This window comes from Alteriqipengyuania lutimaris, assembly GCF_003363135.1.
GTDB classification, from domain to species: Bacteria; Pseudomonadota; Alphaproteobacteria; order Sphingomonadales; family Sphingomonadaceae; genus Alteriqipengyuania; species Alteriqipengyuania lutimaris.
In genome coordinates, this window is sequence record NZ_QRBB01000001.1 from 2,532,017 (window position 1) to 2,549,176 (window position 17,160).

Sequence of the window (17,160 nt, forward strand, 5' to 3'; positions counted from 1 at the left end):
TCAAAAGTTGATGTCGCGCCCGATGGCCCGGAAAGATCCTGGACGCAATCGCTGGGCCAAGTGTCCGTAATCTTTACGCTTTGCAAACAGTTAGGGCCCTACCTGCAGGGTCACGTACCCTTATTTACCCGATTTTCAGGCTCCTTTGCCATTAATGGAGGCGGACGAGAAACCATCATTTTCGTGGGATCGAGATTGCACCGAGACATGGGGACCAAGAAAGACAAACGGCCTCGCCTCGAGACGGCGCAGCGCGACATCGTGATGCTCGGCATCGCGACCGCAGCGATCATCATGTTCGTCGGCATCGGCGGCACGGTGATGCCCCAGGTTGCGCGCCATCTTTTCGACCGGTCGGTCGCCCCACCCGACAGTGCCCTCGTCAATGCCCTCCTCCTCAATATCGCCTTGATCATCTTCGGCTGGCGCCGTTATGCAGACCTCCAGAAGGAAATCGAACAGCGGCGCGAGGCGGAAGAGCGCGCCAAGCACCTCTCTCAGATCGATCCACTGACGGGCTGCTACAACCGGCGCTCGGCAACCGAAAAGCTCATGGAAGCGCTGCGTGCGGTGGGCAGCGCCCACAAGGGCGCAGCGTTCGTCATGATCGACCTCGACGGGTTCAAGGAAATCAACGACAGCAACGGGCACCAGGCAGGCGACGAAGTCCTGCTGGCCATTGCCCGGCGGCTGAAAAGGATCGCGCCGGCCGGAGCGAGCGTCGCGCGCCTCGGCGGCGACGAGTTCGCAGTCATCATCCCCGTGGTAGACCGGGAAGCGGAAGAGCTCGAACTCTGGGCATGCGAAATGACCGGAGCGATCGCGAAGCCGATCGACACCGAAATGGGCCCGCTGGAAGTCACGATTTCGGCGGGCATTGCGATCGAGACGCAGCCCCAGGCGGCCACGGACATGGAACGTGCGGCGCGCAAGCTGATGCACCGCGCCGACCTTGCGATGTACCATGCCAAGAAGGAAGGCCGGAACCGCTACTGCTGGTTCGACAGGGCGATGGAAGTAGAGGCACGGGTGCGCCGCGAGATGGAAAGCGCGATCCGCCACGGGCTGGAGCGCGGCGAATTCACTCCGCATTACGAACAGCAGATCGATCTCGAAACGGGCAAGCTGGTCGGCTTCGAAATGCTCGCACGCTGGAATTCGGCCGAGCTGGGCGAGGTCGCGCCCGACATCTTCATTCCCGTGGCCGAAAACTGCGGCCTGATCGGCCCGCTGTCGGAAACGCTGATCCGGCGCGCGCTCAGCGACGCACGCAGCTGGCACCACAGCCTGACCCTTTCGGTCAATATCTCGGCCATGCAGCTGCGCGATCCGTGGTTTCCGCAAAAGCTCCTGAAGCTCTTGATCAGCAGCGAATTTCCGCCGGCCCGCCTCGATGTGGAAATTTCCGAAAGCTGCCTGCAGGAGGATTTGATCGGGGCCCAGGCGATGATCCTCAGCCTCAAGAATCTCGGCGTGGGCGTCAGCCTCGACGATTTCGGCACCGGTTTCTCGACCCTCACGCAGCTGCGCAGCCTGCCGTTCGACCGGGTCAAGATCGACAAGAGCTTCGTGGGCGAACTGCGCCGCGTGGCCGAAGCGGCACCGGGCGTGGTCAAGAACCGGAGGGACGAGGACCACATCGTCAGCACGCTCGTCTCGCTCGGCAAGGGGCTCCAGATCCCCGTGACCGCCGAAGGGATCGAGGATGCCTCGATCCTCGAAACGCTGCGCCAGATGGGCGAGATGAAAGGCCAGGGCTACCTCTATGGCAGGCCCGAGGACGCGGCGGCAGTGATGACGCGGCTGAGAGAGCTGGACATGCTGGCCGAAGGCAACCAGCCGCCGCCACCCCAGGGCGAAGAGCGCAAGCGCGCCTGAGCGTCGCTCCATTGGGGCTCAGGCTCCAACCGGGCCCAAGCGGCCTTTACCTTGCCCCTGCCCCACCATAGATGCTTGGCATCATGCGGGTTCCCTTCATCAAGATGCACGGCCTCGGCAATGATTTCGCGATCCTCGACGGGCGCGAGATCGATCTGCCGCGCCTGTCCGACGCGCAGGTTCGTGCGCTGGCGGACCGGCATCGCGGCATCGGCTTCGACCAGCTGATCCTGCTGTCGCCTTCGCGAGAAGCAGACATGACGATGCGCATCCACAATGCCGACGGCGGCGAAGTAGAAGCCTGCGGCAATGCCACGCGCGCGGTCGCGGTGCTTCACGGCGCGCCTGCCAGCATACAGACCACTGGCGGTGTTCTGCAGGTGCGCCCGGCGGACGGCGCGGCGGAAGTCGCGATGGGCCGCCCCCGCTTCGGCTGGGAGGAGATCCCGCTCGCCTATGCGATGGACACGCGCGACATGCCGCTGGGCTGGGACATGCTCGAGCGGCCGGGCGCGGCGAATGTCGGCAATCCGCACGTCGTCTTCTTCATAGACGATGTGGACGCCGTGCCGCTCGACCGGCTCGGCCCCGAGATCGAGATCGACGCGCTCTTCCCCGAGCGGATCAACGTGAACGTCGCGCAGGTCGTATCGCGCGATGCGATCAGGCTGCGCGTGTGGGAGCGCGGCGCGGGCCTTACGCTCGCCTGCGGCACGGGCGCCTGCGCCACGGCTGCGGTCGCATACCGGCGCGGGCTGGTCGACGCAGAGGTTTCGGTCACCCTCCCCGGCGGCACGCTGACGATCCGCCACGACGAAGACGGCGGCATCCACATGAGCGGGCCCGCGACCGAGAGCTATCGCGGGACCTTCGAGCTGGACGATTTCACGTGAGCGCGCGCCAGGTCATTTCGCTCGGCTGCCGGCTCAACCATGCCGAGAGCGAACGGATCGCCGCCCTCGTCGACGGCGAGCGCGATCTCGTGGTGGTCAATTCCTGCTCGGTCACGCGCGAGGCGGTGCGCCATACGCGCCAGGCGATCCGACGGGCGCGCAAGGCGAACCCCGATGCCCGGCTGCTGGTGACCGGCTGCGCGGCGGAGACCGAGCGCGAGGCGCTCTCCGCGATGGAAGAGGTCGACGGGCTGGTCGGCAATGGTGCCAAGCTCGATGCGCGCAGCTGGAACCTGCCCGAACCGCAGGTGCCGCTGCGCCAGGCGGGCACCCGCGCCTTCATCGGCGTGCAGAACGGCTGCGACCATTCGTGCACCTTCTGCAGCATTCCCAAGGGCCGCGGGGCGAGCCGTTCGGACCCGGTTTCCACGGTTTTGCAGGCGGTCGAGGCACGGCTTGCCGAGGACGTAAAGGAGATCGTGCTGACCGGGGTGGACCTGACCTCGTGGGGTCACGACCTGCCCGGCGAACCGCGCCTGGGCACGCTGGTGGGGGCGATCCTCGACCGCTTCCCGCAATTGCCGCGCCTCCGGCTGTCCTCGGTCGACGGGATCGAGATCGACGACCGGCTCTTCGAACTTATCGCCTCGGAACAGCGGCTTATGCCGCACCTGCACCTCTCGCTCCAGCATGGCAGCGACCTGATGCTGAAACGCATGAAAAGACGGCACAGCCGTTCACAAGCGCTTTCACTGGTGGCACAGCTGAAGCAACGTCGCCCTGACCTCGCCATCGGCGCAGACCTGATCGCGGGCTTCCCGACAGAGGACGCATCGCACCACGCGGACAACCTCTCGATCATCGCAGAGTGCCAGATCGTCCACGGCCACATCTTCCCCTACTCGCCACGCGAGGGCACCCCTGCTGCGCGGATGCCGCAGCTCGACCGGCAGACGATCAAGGCGCGCGCTGCCGAACTGCGCTCCGCCGTCCGCCGGACGCGCGATGCCTGGCTCGAAAGCCTGATCGGCCACGAATACGAAGTTCTCGCGGAAAAGGACGGCAGCGGCTACACGCCGCACTTCGCCCGCGTCGCGTTGCCCGAGGGGACCGCGCCGGGCGCGATCGTCACAATCCGCCCCACCCGGATCATCGAAGGAATGCTCGCATGAGCGACGACGGCTCCTCCAGCTGGAGCGACCGCCTGCTGGGCGGATTTCGCAAGACATCGGATCGCCTGAGCGAGAACATCGCCCCGGTAAGCCAGGCGCGCGGAAACACGCGGCTGGACGACGCCACGCTCGACGAGATCGAGGATGCGCTGATCATGTCCGACCTCGGCCCCGAAGCCGCGGGCCGCGTACGCGCGGCGCTGCGCGAACAGCGCTTCGGCGCCGAGATTACCGAACGCCAGCTGCGCGAAGCCGTCGCGGAGGAAATCACCGCGATTTTGCGCCCGGTGGCCAAGCCGCTGGAGGTCACCGCCTTCCCGCGCCCGCAGGTGATCTTGGTGATCGGCGTCAACGGCAGCGGCAAGACGACCACCATCGCCAAGCTCGCGCACCTGTTCATGGAAGACGATTACGAGGTGATGCTGGCGGCGGGCGACACCTTCCGTGCCGCCGCCATCGGCCAGTTGCAGACCTGGGCGGACCGCGTGGGCGTGCCGCTAGTGCGCGGACCCGAGGGCGGCGACCCGGCCAGCATCGTGTTCGACGCGGTCAAGCGCGGGACCGACGAGGGCACCGACGCGCTGATTGTCGACACCGCAGGCCGCCTCCAGAACAAGCGCGAGCTGATGGACGAGCTGGCGAAGATCCGCAAAGTGCTCGGCCGCCTCAATCCCGAGGCGCCGCACGACGTCGTGCTGGTGCTCGATGCGACCAACGGCCAGAACGCGCTCAGCCAGATCGACGTGTTCAAGGAGGTGGCAGGCGTCACCGGACTGATCATGACCAAGCTCGATGGCACCGCCCGCGGCGGCATCCTGGTCGCGGCGGCGCAGAAATACGGCCTGCCGATCCATGCCATCGGCGTCGGCGAACAGCTCGACGACCTGCGTCCCTTCGATCCCGATCTCGTCGCACGCGTGATTGCGGGCGTGGCGTAACCCGGCCTCGTCATTGCGAGGAGCTGCAAGCGAAGAAGCAATCCACGGCGCCCCGCTTTTCCGCTAGAGTATCATCATGGATTGCCGCGCGGCTGCGCCGCTCGCAATGACGAAGAAAGAACCCGATGACCGAACCCGCTACCCCCGAACCCACCAAGACCAAATCCGGCTGGCTCAATGTCGCGATCGATTACGGTCCGCTGATCGTCTTCCTCGTCTCGTTCTACCTCTTCCGGCCCGATGGCGAGGACTCGGTGGGCACCCTGCTCGCGATCATGAAGTCGACCGGCGCGTTCATCGTCGCCGCCATCGCCGCGCTGATCGCGAGCAAGCTGCTGACGGGGCAAGTCTCCAAGATGCTGATGCTCTCGACCGTGCTGATCGTCGGCTTCGGCGGGATGACGATCCTGCTGCGCGATCCGTTCTACGTGCAGGTGAAGCCGACCGTGCTCTACGCGTTCTTCGGCATCGTCCTGTTGATCGGCTGGATGCGCGGCCAGGCCTATCTGCGCTGGTTGCTGGAGGCGGCGTTCGAGGGGCTGAGCCAGGAAGGCTGGCTCAAGCTGTCGCGCAACTGGGGCTTCTTCTTCCTGTTCCTCGCCGTGCTCAACGAGGCCCTGCGCATGTCGGTGAGCTTCGAGACCTGGCTCTGGGCCAAGCTGTGGGTCTTCATGGGCCTGAGCTTCGGTTTCACGCTGGTCCAGCTGCCGATGCTGCTGCGCCACGGGCTGGACCCGGAGCGCAAGGAAGGCCTGGTCGAGGAAGAGCCGCATACGGGGGCTTGAGGCTGAGACGTCATCCCAGCGAACGCTGAGATGACGCAAACCATGAAATCGGCGCCCGTTATTCGCCGGGTTCGATAGGCGGAGTGTCGTCTTTCCTTGCTTTCCGCCGGCTTCGTTTCACAACCCGGTCGGAACGCGAGGTGGAAAAGCTCCCGATGCCAGCGAGCTGACGCTGCAAAATCCAGAAATAGATTCCGGCCGAAAGCGCGAAGCCAACGGACAGGATCGCAATGCCCCATTCGTAAGAGAAACGCTCAACCAACGTGACCGGAATGAGTAGAATTGCCGAAGGAGCCAGTGCGATCAAGCGATGACCTAGCGTAGGCGAACCTGCCCAATCTACCTTGATCCACTCACGATCGATGAGTCGGCGCAGATAGGCGATCGGCCCTGTCACAACCCTAAATCCGCACCTGCGAACCCAGCTCCACCACGCGGTTGGTCGGCAGGCGGAAGAACTGCATCGCGCTGGCGGAATTCCTCAGCATCCACGCGAAGATCTTCTCGCGCCAGATCGGCATGCCCGGCTTCTCGCTCGGCAGTAGGGTCTGGCGGCTGAGGAAGAAGCTCGTCTCCATCATGTCGAACTTGCCGCCGCAGCGGCTCATGCTCTTGAGGCCTTCGGGCACGTTGGTCTCGTCCATGAAGCCGTAACGCAGGATCGCGCGGTAGAAGCCGCTGCCGATCTCGGTGAATTCGCAGCGATGGTCGGGATCCACGTAAGGCACGTCTTGGATCTCGACCGTCAGGATCACCACGCGTTCGTGCAGCACCTTATTGTGCTTGATGTTGTGGAGCAGCGCGGAGGGAACCCCGGCGGTGCTCGACGCCATGAAGATCGCGGTGCCGGGCACGCGCGTGGCGCTGTTCTGCGCGGACTTGGCGAAAATCTCGATCGGCAGCGCGACCTCGCCCATCCGGTCGCGCATCAGCTTGCGCCCGCGCGCCCATGTGGTGAGCAGGAGGAAGGCGAAGGCGCCCACCAGCAGCGGGAACCAGCCCCCATCGGCCACCTTGGTCAGGTTCGCGGCGAAATACGCCCCGTCGACGATCAGGAACAGCAGCACGATCGGCGCGGCGACGTACCACTTCCACTTCCACACGCCGACGAACAGCACGCCCATCAGCATGGTGTCGATCGTCACCGCCCCGGTCACCGCGATGCCGTAGGCGCTGGCGAGGTTCGAAGAGTTCTGGAAGGTCAGCACAAGGATGATGACCGCGACCAGCAGCGCCCAGTTGATCGAGGGGATGTAGATCTGGCCCGCTTCGGTCTCGCTCGTATGGCGGACCGCGAGGCGGGGGATATAGCCCAGCTGCATCGCCTGGTGCGTGATCGAGAACGCGCCCGAGATCACCGCCTGGCTGGCGATGAAGGTCGCGAACGTGGCGAGGAAGACGAGCGGCAGGCGCCATTGCTCCTGCGCGAGGAAGAAGAACGGGTTCTGGATCGCTTCGGCCGCGGCCTCGGGCGGGAGGCTGATGACCATCGCGCCCTGCCCGAAATAGTTGAGCAGCAGGCAGGGCATGACGAAGCCGAACCAGCTGAGGCGCATCGGCCCGCGCCCGAAATGGCCCATGTCCGAATAGAGCGCTTCGGACCCGGTCACTGCCAGCACGACCGAGCCGAGCGCGAGGAACGCGAGCCAGCCGTCGAGGATGAAGAAGTTGACCGCGTACCATGGGTTGAGCGCCCACAGCACTTCGGGATGCTGGAGGATCTGCCAGCTGCCGAGCAGCGCGATGACCGTGAAATAGACGATCATCACCGGCGCGAAGAGCGCGCCGACCTTGGCCGTCCCGCGGCTCTGCAGCAGGAACAGCGCGACCAGCAGGCCGAGCGCAATGGGGATGACGAAATCCTCCAGCCCCTCGTCCACCACGGTCAGGCCCTCGACCGCCGAAAGCACCGAAATCGCGGGCGTGATCATCGAGTCGCCGTAGAACAGCGAGGTCGCGAAGACGCCCAGCAGGATCGCCAGCCAGCCATATCTGGACTTGCCGATCGAGCGCGAGATCAGCGCGACGAGGGCCAGCGAACCGCCCTGCCCCTTGTTATCCGCGCGCATCAGGATCGAGACGTACTGGATCGCCACGATCAGCGTCATCGACCAGAAGATCAGACTGACCACGCCCAGCACGTGCTCGGTGTCGAGCGCCAGCGGATTGGGCCCGACGAAGGTCTCGCGAAACGCGTAGAGCGGGCTGGTGCCGATATCGCCGAAAACGATCCCGATCGCCCCGAACGCAAGCGTCGCGGTGGAGGCGTGGTGCGCAGTCGTGCCCTTGGCGGGCGGGGCCGCGCCGGGGCCGCCGCTAGGTTCTTGCGCTGGTGCGGAATCGCTCATGAAACAAATGCCAGTCTCAAGCCTGCGAGCCCTCGGCAGGCGTGGTCTTCACTCTTTCGAGGAGAGAGGCGCGCGGTTAGCAGTGCCAGTGTGCACTTGCAACATTGCTTGCATCGATGGCTCAGGACCCGGGCTGCGGCGCAGCAGGGGTGCGCTGCATCGCTCCGGGTTGTCCGGCCCGCTCGCCCAGCACCTCGACCACGCCCTCCAGCCGTTCGAGCTGCGCGGCCACGTAATCGCGGCCCTTCGCATCGGGCGATGAATCCTCGACCGCCTGCCGCCAGAAATCGCGCGCTTCGCCCAGCGCGCCGCCGCGCATGGCGATCAGGCCCTGGAAATAGGCCGGAGCCGGATTGCCGGGCGATTCCTCGCGCGCGCGCTGGAACGCATAGGCGACAGGCGGCGTGATCCGCCCTCGCGTATGCTCGACCAGCGCCATGCCGAGCGCGAGCCACGCCTCGCCATCCTGGGGATTCTCGTGGACCCCGTTGCGCAGCAGCCCCGCCGCATCGGCATGCTGGCCGCGCCGCGAAAAACCGTCTGCGGTCACGACATAGCGCGAGGGCAAGATTCCCTCGACATTGTAGAACCGGCGCCGTGCCTCGATCATATTGTCCGACGTCGGCGAAACGTCGCGCGAGGCCTGTGTGGGCGAGCCGGCGACATCGGGCGAACCCTGCCAGGCATAGCCCGTCAGCGCGAAAACCAGTGCGGAGGCGAGCAGCGCCCAGACCTTGCGCCCTTCCCCCGCGACAAGAAACCCTGCCCCGAACACGACGAGGGCGAGGATGCCGACCGCGATCCACACTCCGATCATTCGCCGCGCCTCCCCAGCCGCCGGAACAGGATGACCAGCGCGATCAGCACGAAAAGCAGCGGCAGCGCGTAGAGCGGCCAGGTCGCGGCCCCAAGGCCCGGGCGGTAGGTGACGTAGTCGCCATAGCGCTCGACCAGCCAGGCGCGGACGTCCTCGGGGCTTTCACCCGCGGCAATCCGGCTGCGGACCTGGTGGCGCATGTCGCCCGCCATCGGCGCGTCGCTGTCGGCGATCGATTGCGACTGGCAGGTGAGGCAGCGCAGCTCTTCCATCAGTTCCTGCGCGCGGGCCTCGGCCTGCGGGTCCTCGAGCTGGACATTGGCCAGCGGCGCGGAGGAGACCGCCTGCCCCTGGGCAAACGCCGCCCCCTGCGCGCCGAGCGCCAGAAGCGCGGCGACCATGAGCGCGAGCGGCCTCATCGCGCATCCTCCCACGCCGCATAGATCTCGTCCACGTCGTTTGCGCGGATGTCGCCGATATGCTGGTAGCGGATGACACCCTCGCCATCGATCACGAAGGTCTCGGGCACACCGCTGGAACCGAGCGCGAGCTGCACCTCGGCAATGTCGTCTTTGGCGATGGCCGCGTAGGGATTGCCGTAATTGTCGAGGAACTGCGCGATCGTTTCGGGTTCGTCGCGGATCGCCACGCCCACGATGGGCACGCCGCGCTGCGCCAGCTCCTCCAGCTGCGGTGCCTCGGCAATGCACGGGAGGCACCAACTCGCCCAGATATTGAGCAGGCGCGGCTGGCCATCGGCGAAATCGGTCGATTCAAGCCGCGGGGCCGCCTCGGGCGCGCCTTCGGGGACAAAAGCGGGCAGATCGAAGGCGGGCAGCGGCTTGCCGATCATCGTGCTGCGCACGAACTCGTCCTTGGGCTGGCTGAGCTGATAGCCGGCCACGCCGAGGAAGAGGGCGAACAGCGCGAGCGGGAGGATGACCCAGAGCTTCTTCATGCCGCAGTCCTCGCGTCCTTCTCGGCCCTGCGCCGCGCGACTTCCTCGCGGATCTTGCGCCGCCGCGCGCTCGCCCGCAGGTGGCCGAAGATCGAGAGGATGCCGCCCAGCGCGATCAGGATGCCGCCATACCAGATCAGCGTGACGAAGGGCTTCCACCACAGCCGCAGCTGCCAGCGCTCCCCGCCATTCTCTCCCGGCTCGGCCGCATCGCCGAGAATGGCGTAGAACTGCCCGTTCCAGCGCGTCATCAGCGCGGATTCGCTGGTGCTCTGCTCGGGCTGCGTGAAATAGCGGGCCTCGGGCTGCAGAACCGTCTCGCGTCCCCCGTCCGACACCGTGATCCGCGCCTGCAACGCGGTCCAGTTCGGCCCTGCAACCGGCTCGACCGCTGCGAGCGTGGCCTCGTACGGGCCCACCGCCACGCTATCGCCGCTGCGCAGCGCGACCAGCCGCTCGGTCGAGAAGGCACTCTCGCTGGCCATCCCGGCGAGCGAGACGGCGATGCCGAAATGCGCGAGCATCGAGCCCCACAGCGCCAGCGGCACCAGCTTGAGCCTGCGCCCGCGCAGCGGCAGCCAGCTGGCCAGCGCCAGCGCGGCGGCGATCGCCAGCCCGATGATCGCGAGCACGCCCGCCCCGGTGAACAGCACCAGCACGGTGACCGACGCGGCCAGGATCGCGCCCACGATGGCCAGCGGCACGGCGACGCGCGAGAGCGAGTCACGCTTCCACCGCAGCAGCGGGCCGACCAGCAGGGCGAGGAACATCGGGACCGCGAACACGGCGGTGACGGGGTTGTAATAGGGCGGGCCGATCGAGACGCGCGTGTCGAACGCCTCGGTCAGGATCGGGTAGAGCGTGCCCAGCAGCACGACCGCCAGGATCGCGCTCAACATCACATTGTTGAACACCAGCGCGCCTTCGCGGCTCACGGCGGCGAAGCGCTTGCCTTCCGACAAGGCGCCCGCGCGCCACGCGAACAGGCCGAAGGCGCCGCCGATATAGAGCGTCAGCAGCACAAGGATGAAGGCGCCGCGCTCGGGATCGACCGCGAAGGTGTGCACGCTCGTCAGGATGCCCGAGCGCACCAGAAAAGTACCGATCATGCTCATCGAGAAGGCGACGACGCCCAGCAGGATGGTCCAGGTGCGCAGCGCGTCGCGCGTGGCCAGCACACTGACCGAATGGAGCAGCGCGGTTGCAGCGAGCCATGGGAGGAGCGAGGCATTCTCGACCGGGTCCCAGAACCACCAGCCGCCCCAGCCCAGCTCGTAATAGGCCCAGTAGCTTCCCGCCGCGATGCCCAGCGTCAGCGCGACCCACGCCGCCAGCACCCACGGGCGCATCACCCGCGCCAGCTCGGGCCCCGCCTGCCGCGTCAGCAGGCCGGCGACGACGAAGCAGAACGCGACCGACAGGCCGACATAGCCGACGTAGAGAATCGGCGGATGCAGCGCGAGGCCGATGTCCTGCAGCAACGGGTTGAGCCCGGCGCCGACCGCGGCGGGCGGATCGAGCCGCTCGAAAGGATTGGAGCTGAACAGCAGGAAGGCGAGGAAGCCGAGCGCGACGAAGGCCTGCGCGGCCAGCACCGCCTTCATGAACCGCTCTTCCATCCGCTGCTCGAACGCGGCCACCAGAGCGCCGCTGATGCCGAGGATCGTCACCCACATCAGCATCGAGCCTTCGTGGTTCCCCCAGGCGCCCGACAGGCGATAGATCAGCGGCTTGTCGGTGTGGCTGTTCGCCGCAACCAGCGCGACCGATAGGTCGGTATCGACGAACACCCGCAGCAGGCACGCAAAGGCGATCACCAGCACGAGGCCCTGGACGATGGCGGCGGGCCGCGCGAGCCCGGCAACCGGCCCTGCGCCCGTGCCGCGAAGGCCGCTCGCCCCCGCCAGAAGCTGCAACACGCACAGCCCCATGGCGAGCCACAGGGCGGCAAGGCCGACTTCGGCGATCATTGCGCGGGGTATTCGGGTGTAGCGGCTGCGCTTTCTTCGAGCACGTCGTGCATCGCCTCGTCGCTCAGCCCTTCGAGCTCGCGCGGGGTGTAGTTCTCGTCATGCTTGGCGAGCAGGGTTTCCGCCTCGAAGGTGCCGCCCTCGTCGAAGCGGCCATTGGCGATCACGCCCGACCCTTCCACGAACAGGTCGGGCACGATCCCGCGATAGGTCACGGGGATCGCGTTGGCGCCCCGCCCGGTCACGCTGAAGGATATGGTCACCCCGTCGGGCAGCGTCTGGATAGAGCCTTGTTGCACCATCCCGCCGAGGCGGATCGCGCGGCCCGGCTCGGGCGGGTTTTCGGCGACGTCTTCGGGCAGGTAGAAATAGTCGGCCTGGCTGCGCAGTCCCCACGCGGCGAGCATCGCGGCCGCGATCAGCACGATCAGCGCCACCATCACGAGCACCAGCCGCTGGTGCTTCGGGGCCATCTTGCCGAGGGGGCCGCTCATTGCCCGCGCCCTTTGCGGCGCGATTCCTCGCGCGCCACATCACGGGCACGCTCCGCCCGGCGCATTCGCAGCCAGCTGAGGATCAGCAGCGCGGCAATGGCGGGGATGGCGATCGCATAGGCGGCGATCACATAGTCCCACTGGTTCAGCGATTCGCGGATCATGCGGCTTCGGCCTCCATCGCGCGGCGGCGCAGGCGCGCCTCGGCCTGCGCTTCCGCCAGCAGCGCGCGCATGTTCATCAGCATCGTGGCGGCGAACAGGCAGGTGAAGCCGAGCAGCGCGACCATCATCGGCCACAGGAACACGCCGTCGATGGCGCTGCCGCCGGTGGTGATGCTGGGCGGCTGGTGGAGCGAGTTCCACCACACAACCGAACGGTTGATGATCGGGATGTTGATCGCGCCGACGAGGCCGAAGATCGCGGGGATTCGCGGCGATGCGCCCTCGCGCTCGACCGCTTGGCTGAGCGCGATATAGGCGAGGTAGAGGAAGAGCAGGATCAGCATGCTGGTCAGCCGCCCGTCCCACACCCACCAGGTCCCCCAGGTCGGCCGCCCCCAGATCGACCCGGTGACGAGGCACAGGGCGGTGAAGACCAGCCCGGGGATCGCCGCTGCACGCGCGGCGAGCGCGGCGAGCGGGTGGCGCCAGACGATGAAGGCAAGGCTTGCGCCCGCAATCGTGGCCCAGCCCGCCATGCCCAGCCAGGCGGTGGGCACGTGGATGAAGATGATCCGCACGGTCTCGCCCATCAGCCGGTCGGGCGGCACCATTGTCAGCCCCCACGCGACCGCGCCGATCGACGCGACCAGACCCACGATCAGGAGGATCGGCGTCAGCGTCCTGGCAAGCTTCAGAAAGCGGCGGGGATTGGCGAAACCATGCATGATTTTACGCTGGTTCCTATGGGGTCAACGGCCTTGGCACGCAAGGTGGATACAAAGGTGGGTACAGGGGCAAGGCACCGGCGCGAACCGGGCGCGATCAGCCCCGCCCGATTACTTACGTCCGATCAGTTCCTGGGCCATCGCATCGGCGACGCGATCGGGCGAGGAACCGCTCGCCTCGCTGTCTTGCCAGATCTTCGTCAGACGCTCGGGGATCAGCGCGATCCGCTTGCGCACTTCGTTGATGTCGCAGGGCGCATCGTCGCGGCGGCACAGATATTCCATCGTCACGCTGATGATGCCGCCCGCATTGATGACGTAGTCCGGCGCATAGAGAATGCCGCGCTGCGCCAGCGTCGTCCCGTTGCCGGGCCGCGCGAGCTGGTTGTTCGCCCCACCCGCCACGATCTTGCAGTCGAGCCGCGCAATGCCTTCCTCGTCGAGGATCGCGCCCAGCGCGTTGGGGCTGAAGACGTCGCACCCGACCGACATGATCGCATCGGGGGCGACCGTGTCCGCACCCAGTTCCTGGGCCAGAGCTTCCACCTCGTCGGCGTCGATATCGGCCAGCGTCAGCTTCGCGCCGTCCTTGGCCAGCAGGCGGGCCACGCCGCCGCCCACGCTGCCGATGCCCTGCATGGCGACATGCACGCCTTCGACGCTGTCCGTTCCAAGCTTGTGCTGCACCGCGGCCTTGATGCCCAGATAGATGCCCAGCGCGGTGAAGGGGCCGGGATTGCCGCCCGCCTCGCCTTCCGCGACCGGCAGGCCGGACACATGATCGGTCCGCTGGTTGACCGCGACCATATCCGCCACCGTGATGCCGACATCCTCTGCGGTGACGTATTTCCCGCCGAGACCGTTCACCGCATCGCCGAATGCGGCGAGCATTTCGGGCGTCTTGCGGCGGTCTTCGTCGGCCAAGATCACCGCCTTGCCGCCGCCCATGGGCAGGCCGGCCATCGCGTTCTTGTAGCTCATCCCGCGCGACAGGCGCAGCGCATCGCGCATCGCGTCGCCGGGCTTGGCATAATGCCAGAAGCGGGTGCCGCCCGCAGCCGGGCCGAGATGGGTGGAATGCAGCGCGATAATCGCCGTCAGGCCCCGCTTTTCGTCACGAACGAAGTGGACGACCTCGTGGTCGTCGAAGTCGGGCTCTGTCCAGAAGGCATTCATCGTGATGTGCATCATCCCCAGGGTCGAAATTATCGACGGGCCTGACGGGACATGCGAGGAAAATGGGGCGATCGAGGGGTCTCGAACCCCCGACCTCCGGTACCACAAACCGGCGCTCTAACCAACTGAGCTACGATCGCCATATGACCCGGCGCGACCACGCCAAGATGGCGGCAGTTACGCGCACGAATCTCCGCGTCAAGTGCGGAACGCATGCGCGATATTCGCTTGCGGGCAAAAAGCCAAACACAAAGCGAAACCGGCTTTGGATCGGGCTGCCGCGCATCATTATTACGTGGCTTGCAAAGGGCGCGTCGCATCGCGCATGGGGATGGCATGCGCAATCCGGGCGAATCCGATGCAGGCGAACTGGCGGCCAAGGGCATGCAGCGCCTGCCCTTCCCCAAGCTGGAGCTGCTCCAGAAGCGGAATTTCCTGACGCCCGATTTCTGCGCCGAGCTGATCGCCATGATCGATGCCAAGCGCCGCCCCTCCACGCTCGCCGACCACGACGGCGACATGTATTTCCGCACCAGCGAGACCTGCGACCTGCCGCTGGAGGACCCGCGCACGCAGCGCCTCGACACGATGCTGGCCGAATTGTCGGGCATGGACCCCGCGCATGGCGAGCCGCTGCAGGGCCAGCGCTACGCCGTGGGGCAGGAGTTCAAGGCGCACTGCGACTATTTCAACCCGGACGGGCAGGACTGGGAGAAATACTGCTCGGTCGCGGGCCAGCGCACCTGGACCTTCATGATCTACCTCAACGAACCGGAAGCGGGCGGCGCGACGCGCTTCAAGGTCGTGAAGAAGAGCTTCCAGCCCGAAACGGGCAAGCTGATATGCTGGAACAACCGCCGGCCCGACCAGACCACCAACCCCAACACGATGCACCACGGGATGAAGGTGCGCAAAGGCACCAAATACGTGATCACCAAATGGTATCGCGAGCGGCCCTGGGGGTGGTGAGCAGGGGCAACTGGATCGCCTTGGCGACGACGATTGCCATGATTGCAGTGCTGATCGTCGGAGTCTTCTTCGTCGCTTCCTTTACGATCATCCACGATCCCCATGGCGTCGTGGTTGACGCGCGCCAGGTTTGGACTGGGGGATCAAAGCCCATGACCAAATTACCTTGGGGCGGGTTCATCGTCTATGTCGAGGGCGACGGCGCCGTCGAAGTCACATGCCGCGATGGTTCGGTGAGCGAAGGCGGCTACGTGACGGGTTTCATGGCCGACGACTACTCTGTCAGCGCCGACTGCGAAATCGTGCCCTAGCGCAAACGAAAAGGGACGGCCCGGCAGGACCGCCCTCCCCGTCTCGTTGTCCCGGACTTGATCCGGGACAGGGCTTCTTCCTTCCTACGGTCAGCAGAAAAAGAAGCACCGACCCCGGATCAAGTCCGGGGTGACGCCGAAGGGTAGTTCGCGCGCAGCAGCGAACCCGATCCGCCGAATGAAAAAGGGCGGCCCCGTCGGACCGCCCTTCCCTCGCGGCACGAGGCCGCAAAGCGCGTAAACGCGTTATTTCTTGAGGCTGAGCCCGCCGAAGCGCTTGTTGAACGCGGCCACGCGGCCACCTTCCTGAAGCTGCTGCTTGCCGCCGGTCCACGCCGGGTGGCTGGTCGGGTCGATTTCCAGCGTCAGCGTGTCGCCTTCCTTGCCCCAGGTGGAGCGGGTCTGGAATTCGGTACCATCGGTCATCTTGACGTTGATGGTGTGGTAGTCGGGGTGACCTTCGGCCTTCATGTCATATCTCCATAGCCACGGAACGGTGCCGACCGGTCCAGCTGTCTGGGTGGGAAAGGCGCGCGGATAGCGATGGCGCACCGCAATTGCAAGGTTATTTGGTGTCGTCGTCCGGCGCGTTCATCTTGTCCAGCTTCGCCTGCTGCTGGGCGAGGGTTTCGACACCGGCGCCTTCCCTCAACGTGTCGGACAACAGCTCCGGATCGTAGCGCCCCTGATTCGCAGGCTCGCCCGGGAAGCGACTATACTGCGTCCCATAAACCTGCGGCCGGGCGATGGCCTGGAGATACCGGTCCAGCGTTGCCGCCGCGATCCATTCCGCCTTCGCCATCCCGAGGCCGAGCGCGCGCACGGCGAGAGTGTGGGCGAGGAGGTAGTCTTCGGGTTCGCGGCCATGTTGGAACACGAACGCAGCGGCGTAGAAATCCTCCGCCGTAGTCAGCGCGCCCGCATCGAGCAGCTCGCGCGTTCTGGCGCGGCGCTCCGCATCCGCCCGCGAAACCGCAGCCCAATCCTTTACGCCACCCTGCCGCGCCTCCTGATCGGCGGCGAAGATGGCCTCCATCTCCGCATTGGCGACCGGCTCGGCATCGCCCGCCATTGCCGGAGAGGCCATCAGAAGAGCGAGGACGGCGAACAGGCGCATCATCCCTCCGGCGGATCCGCAATCATCGCCGTAAACTCGCACTCGCAGGTCGTCTTGCCGTTCACGCTCGCCTTGCCGGCGAATTTGTAGACCCGGCTGCGCTTCTGCAGGAACGAGACATGCAGGTCGAGCAGGCAGCCCGGGGTCACGGGCGAGCGGAACTTGGCGTTCTCGATGCCCATGAAGAACACGAGCTTGCCCGTGCCCGCCAGCTCCAGCGTCTCGATCCCGAGGATTGCGGCGGCCTGCGCCAGCGCCTCGATCTGGAGGACGCCGGGCATGATCGGTGCGCCGGGAAAATGGCCCTGGAAGAATTCCTCGTTGAAGGTCACCGCCTTCACCGCGTGGATATCTTCGCCCAGGTTCATGTCCTCGACCCGGTCGACCAGCAACAGCGGGTAACGATGCGGCAGGGCCTTCAGGACCTGCCGCACGTCCATGCTAC

At 66.2% G+C, this 17,160-nt stretch carries 20 protein-coding genes and 1 tRNA gene; 7 read left to right on the forward strand and 14 right to left on the reverse strand.

What is annotated here, in order from left to right:
• Positions 1–207: 207 nt before the first annotated feature.
• The 5 genes from DL238_RS12180 (at position 208) to DL238_RS12200 (ending at position 5,666) form a co-directional block, all read left to right on the forward strand.
• Positions 208–1,878, forward strand: a complete 1,671-nt coding sequence (locus DL238_RS12180) for a putative bifunctional diguanylate cyclase/phosphodiesterase (protein WP_115492511.1) — start codon at positions 208–210, stop codon at positions 1,876–1,878.
• Between the two features lie 83 nt (positions 1,879–1,961).
• On the forward strand, positions 1,962–2,771 hold the full coding sequence (gene dapF / locus DL238_RS12185) for a diaminopimelate epimerase (protein ID WP_115492908.1): 810 nt from the start codon (positions 1,962–1,964) through the stop codon (positions 2,769–2,771).
• Positions 2,768–3,943 (forward strand): MiaB/RimO family radical SAM methylthiotransferase, encoded by a 1,176-nt coding sequence (locus DL238_RS12190; RefSeq protein ID WP_115492512.1) that lies wholly within the window; start codon positions 2,768–2,770, stop codon positions 3,941–3,943. Before dapF ends, DL238_RS12190 begins: the two co-directional genes overlap by 4 nt.
• Positions 3,940–4,881, forward strand: coding sequence for a signal recognition particle-docking protein FtsY (ftsY, locus tag DL238_RS12195; RefSeq protein WP_115492513.1), 942 nt, complete (start codon positions 3,940–3,942; stop codon positions 4,879–4,881). The genes DL238_RS12190 and ftsY overlap by 4 nt, the downstream gene beginning before the upstream one ends.
• A gap of 125 nt (positions 4,882–5,006) precedes the next feature.
• Positions 5,007–5,666, forward strand: a complete 660-nt coding sequence (locus tag DL238_RS12200; protein ID WP_115492514.1) for an inner membrane-spanning protein YciB — start codon at positions 5,007–5,009, stop codon at positions 5,664–5,666.
• 58 nt (positions 5,667–5,724) lie between these two features.
• Here the strand turns inward: DL238_RS12200 and DL238_RS15935 are convergent, their stop codons facing one another.
• The 11 genes from DL238_RS15935 to DL238_RS12245 form a co-directional block, all read right to left on the reverse strand.
• The gene (locus tag DL238_RS15935; RefSeq protein WP_147291017.1) at positions 5,725–6,063 is read right to left on the reverse strand and encodes a hypothetical protein; all 339 of its coding nucleotides are present in this window, start codon (positions 6,061–6,063) and stop codon (positions 5,725–5,727) included.
• Between the two features lie 4 nt (positions 6,064–6,067).
• Positions 6,068–8,014 carry a potassium transporter Kup gene (locus tag DL238_RS12205; protein ID WP_115492515.1) on the reverse strand — a complete coding sequence of 649 codons (1,947 nt, stop codon included), beginning with the start codon at positions 8,012–8,014 and terminating at the stop codon, positions 6,068–6,070.
• 121 nt (positions 8,015–8,135) lie between these two features.
• Positions 8,136–8,831, reverse strand: coding sequence for a tetratricopeptide repeat protein (locus DL238_RS12210; RefSeq protein ID WP_115492516.1), 696 nt, complete (start codon positions 8,829–8,831; stop codon positions 8,136–8,138).
• The gene (locus DL238_RS12215) at positions 8,828–9,250 is read right to left on the reverse strand and encodes a cytochrome c-type biogenesis protein (RefSeq protein WP_115492517.1); all 423 of its coding nucleotides are present in this window, start codon (positions 9,248–9,250) and stop codon (positions 8,828–8,830) included. The genes DL238_RS12210 and DL238_RS12215 overlap by 4 nt, the downstream gene beginning before the upstream one ends.
• Positions 9,247–9,789, reverse strand: coding sequence for a DsbE family thiol:disulfide interchange protein (locus tag DL238_RS12220; protein WP_115492518.1), 543 nt, complete (start codon positions 9,787–9,789; stop codon positions 9,247–9,249). Before DL238_RS12220 ends, DL238_RS12215 begins: the two co-directional genes overlap by 4 nt.
• Positions 9,786–11,759, reverse strand: a complete 1,974-nt coding sequence (locus tag DL238_RS12225) for a heme lyase CcmF/NrfE family subunit (RefSeq protein WP_115492519.1) — start codon at positions 11,757–11,759, stop codon at positions 9,786–9,788. Before DL238_RS12225 ends, DL238_RS12220 begins: the two co-directional genes overlap by 4 nt.
• The gene (gene ccmE, locus DL238_RS12230; RefSeq protein WP_234031062.1) at positions 11,756–12,253 is read right to left on the reverse strand and encodes a cytochrome c maturation protein CcmE; all 498 of its coding nucleotides are present in this window, start codon (positions 12,251–12,253) and stop codon (positions 11,756–11,758) included. Before ccmE ends, DL238_RS12225 begins: the two co-directional genes overlap by 4 nt.
• Complete coding sequence (locus tag DL238_RS16160; RefSeq protein WP_181883905.1) at positions 12,250–12,417, reverse strand: hypothetical protein; 168 nt, start codon at positions 12,415–12,417, stop codon at positions 12,250–12,252. The genes ccmE and DL238_RS16160 overlap by 4 nt, the downstream gene beginning before the upstream one ends.
• Complete coding sequence (gene ccmC, locus DL238_RS12235; RefSeq protein WP_115492520.1) at positions 12,414–13,142, reverse strand: heme ABC transporter permease CcmC; 729 nt, start codon at positions 13,140–13,142, stop codon at positions 12,414–12,416. Before ccmC ends, DL238_RS16160 begins: the two co-directional genes overlap by 4 nt.
• Positions 13,143–13,253: 111 nt before the next feature.
• The gene (locus tag DL238_RS12240; protein WP_115492910.1) at positions 13,254–14,318 is read right to left on the reverse strand and encodes a Leu/Phe/Val dehydrogenase; all 1,065 of its coding nucleotides are present in this window, start codon (positions 14,316–14,318) and stop codon (positions 13,254–13,256) included.
• 63 nt (positions 14,319–14,381) lie between these two features.
• Positions 14,382–14,458: transfer RNA gene (locus DL238_RS12245), tRNA-His, on the reverse strand.
• 196 nt (positions 14,459–14,654) lie between these two features.
• Here DL238_RS12245 and DL238_RS12250 point away from each other — a divergent pair.
• On the forward strand, positions 14,655–15,287 hold the full coding sequence (locus tag DL238_RS12250) for a prolyl hydroxylase family protein (protein ID WP_115492521.1): 633 nt from the start codon (positions 14,655–14,657) through the stop codon (positions 15,285–15,287).
• A gap of 152 nt (positions 15,288–15,439) precedes the next feature.
• Complete coding sequence (locus DL238_RS16165; RefSeq protein ID WP_181883906.1) at positions 15,440–15,598, forward strand: hypothetical protein; 159 nt, start codon at positions 15,440–15,442, stop codon at positions 15,596–15,598.
• Positions 15,599–15,844: 246 nt separating this feature from the next.
• Here the strand turns inward: DL238_RS16165 and rpmE are convergent, their stop codons facing one another.
• From rpmE to fabZ, 3 genes are all read right to left on the reverse strand, one after another.
• Positions 15,845–16,069, reverse strand: a complete 225-nt coding sequence (rpmE, locus tag DL238_RS12260) for a 50S ribosomal protein L31 (protein ID WP_010412358.1) — start codon at positions 16,067–16,069, stop codon at positions 15,845–15,847.
• 94 nt (positions 16,070–16,163) lie between these two features.
• Positions 16,164–16,715 (reverse strand): hypothetical protein, encoded by a 552-nt coding sequence (locus DL238_RS12265; RefSeq protein ID WP_199798047.1) that lies wholly within the window; start codon positions 16,713–16,715, stop codon positions 16,164–16,166.
• Entirely contained in the window at positions 16,715–17,155 is a 441-nt protein-coding gene (gene fabZ / locus DL238_RS12270; protein ID WP_115492524.1) for a 3-hydroxyacyl-ACP dehydratase FabZ, read from the reverse strand. Before fabZ ends, DL238_RS12265 begins: the two co-directional genes overlap by 1 nt.
• Positions 17,156–17,160: the final 5 nt, after the last annotated feature.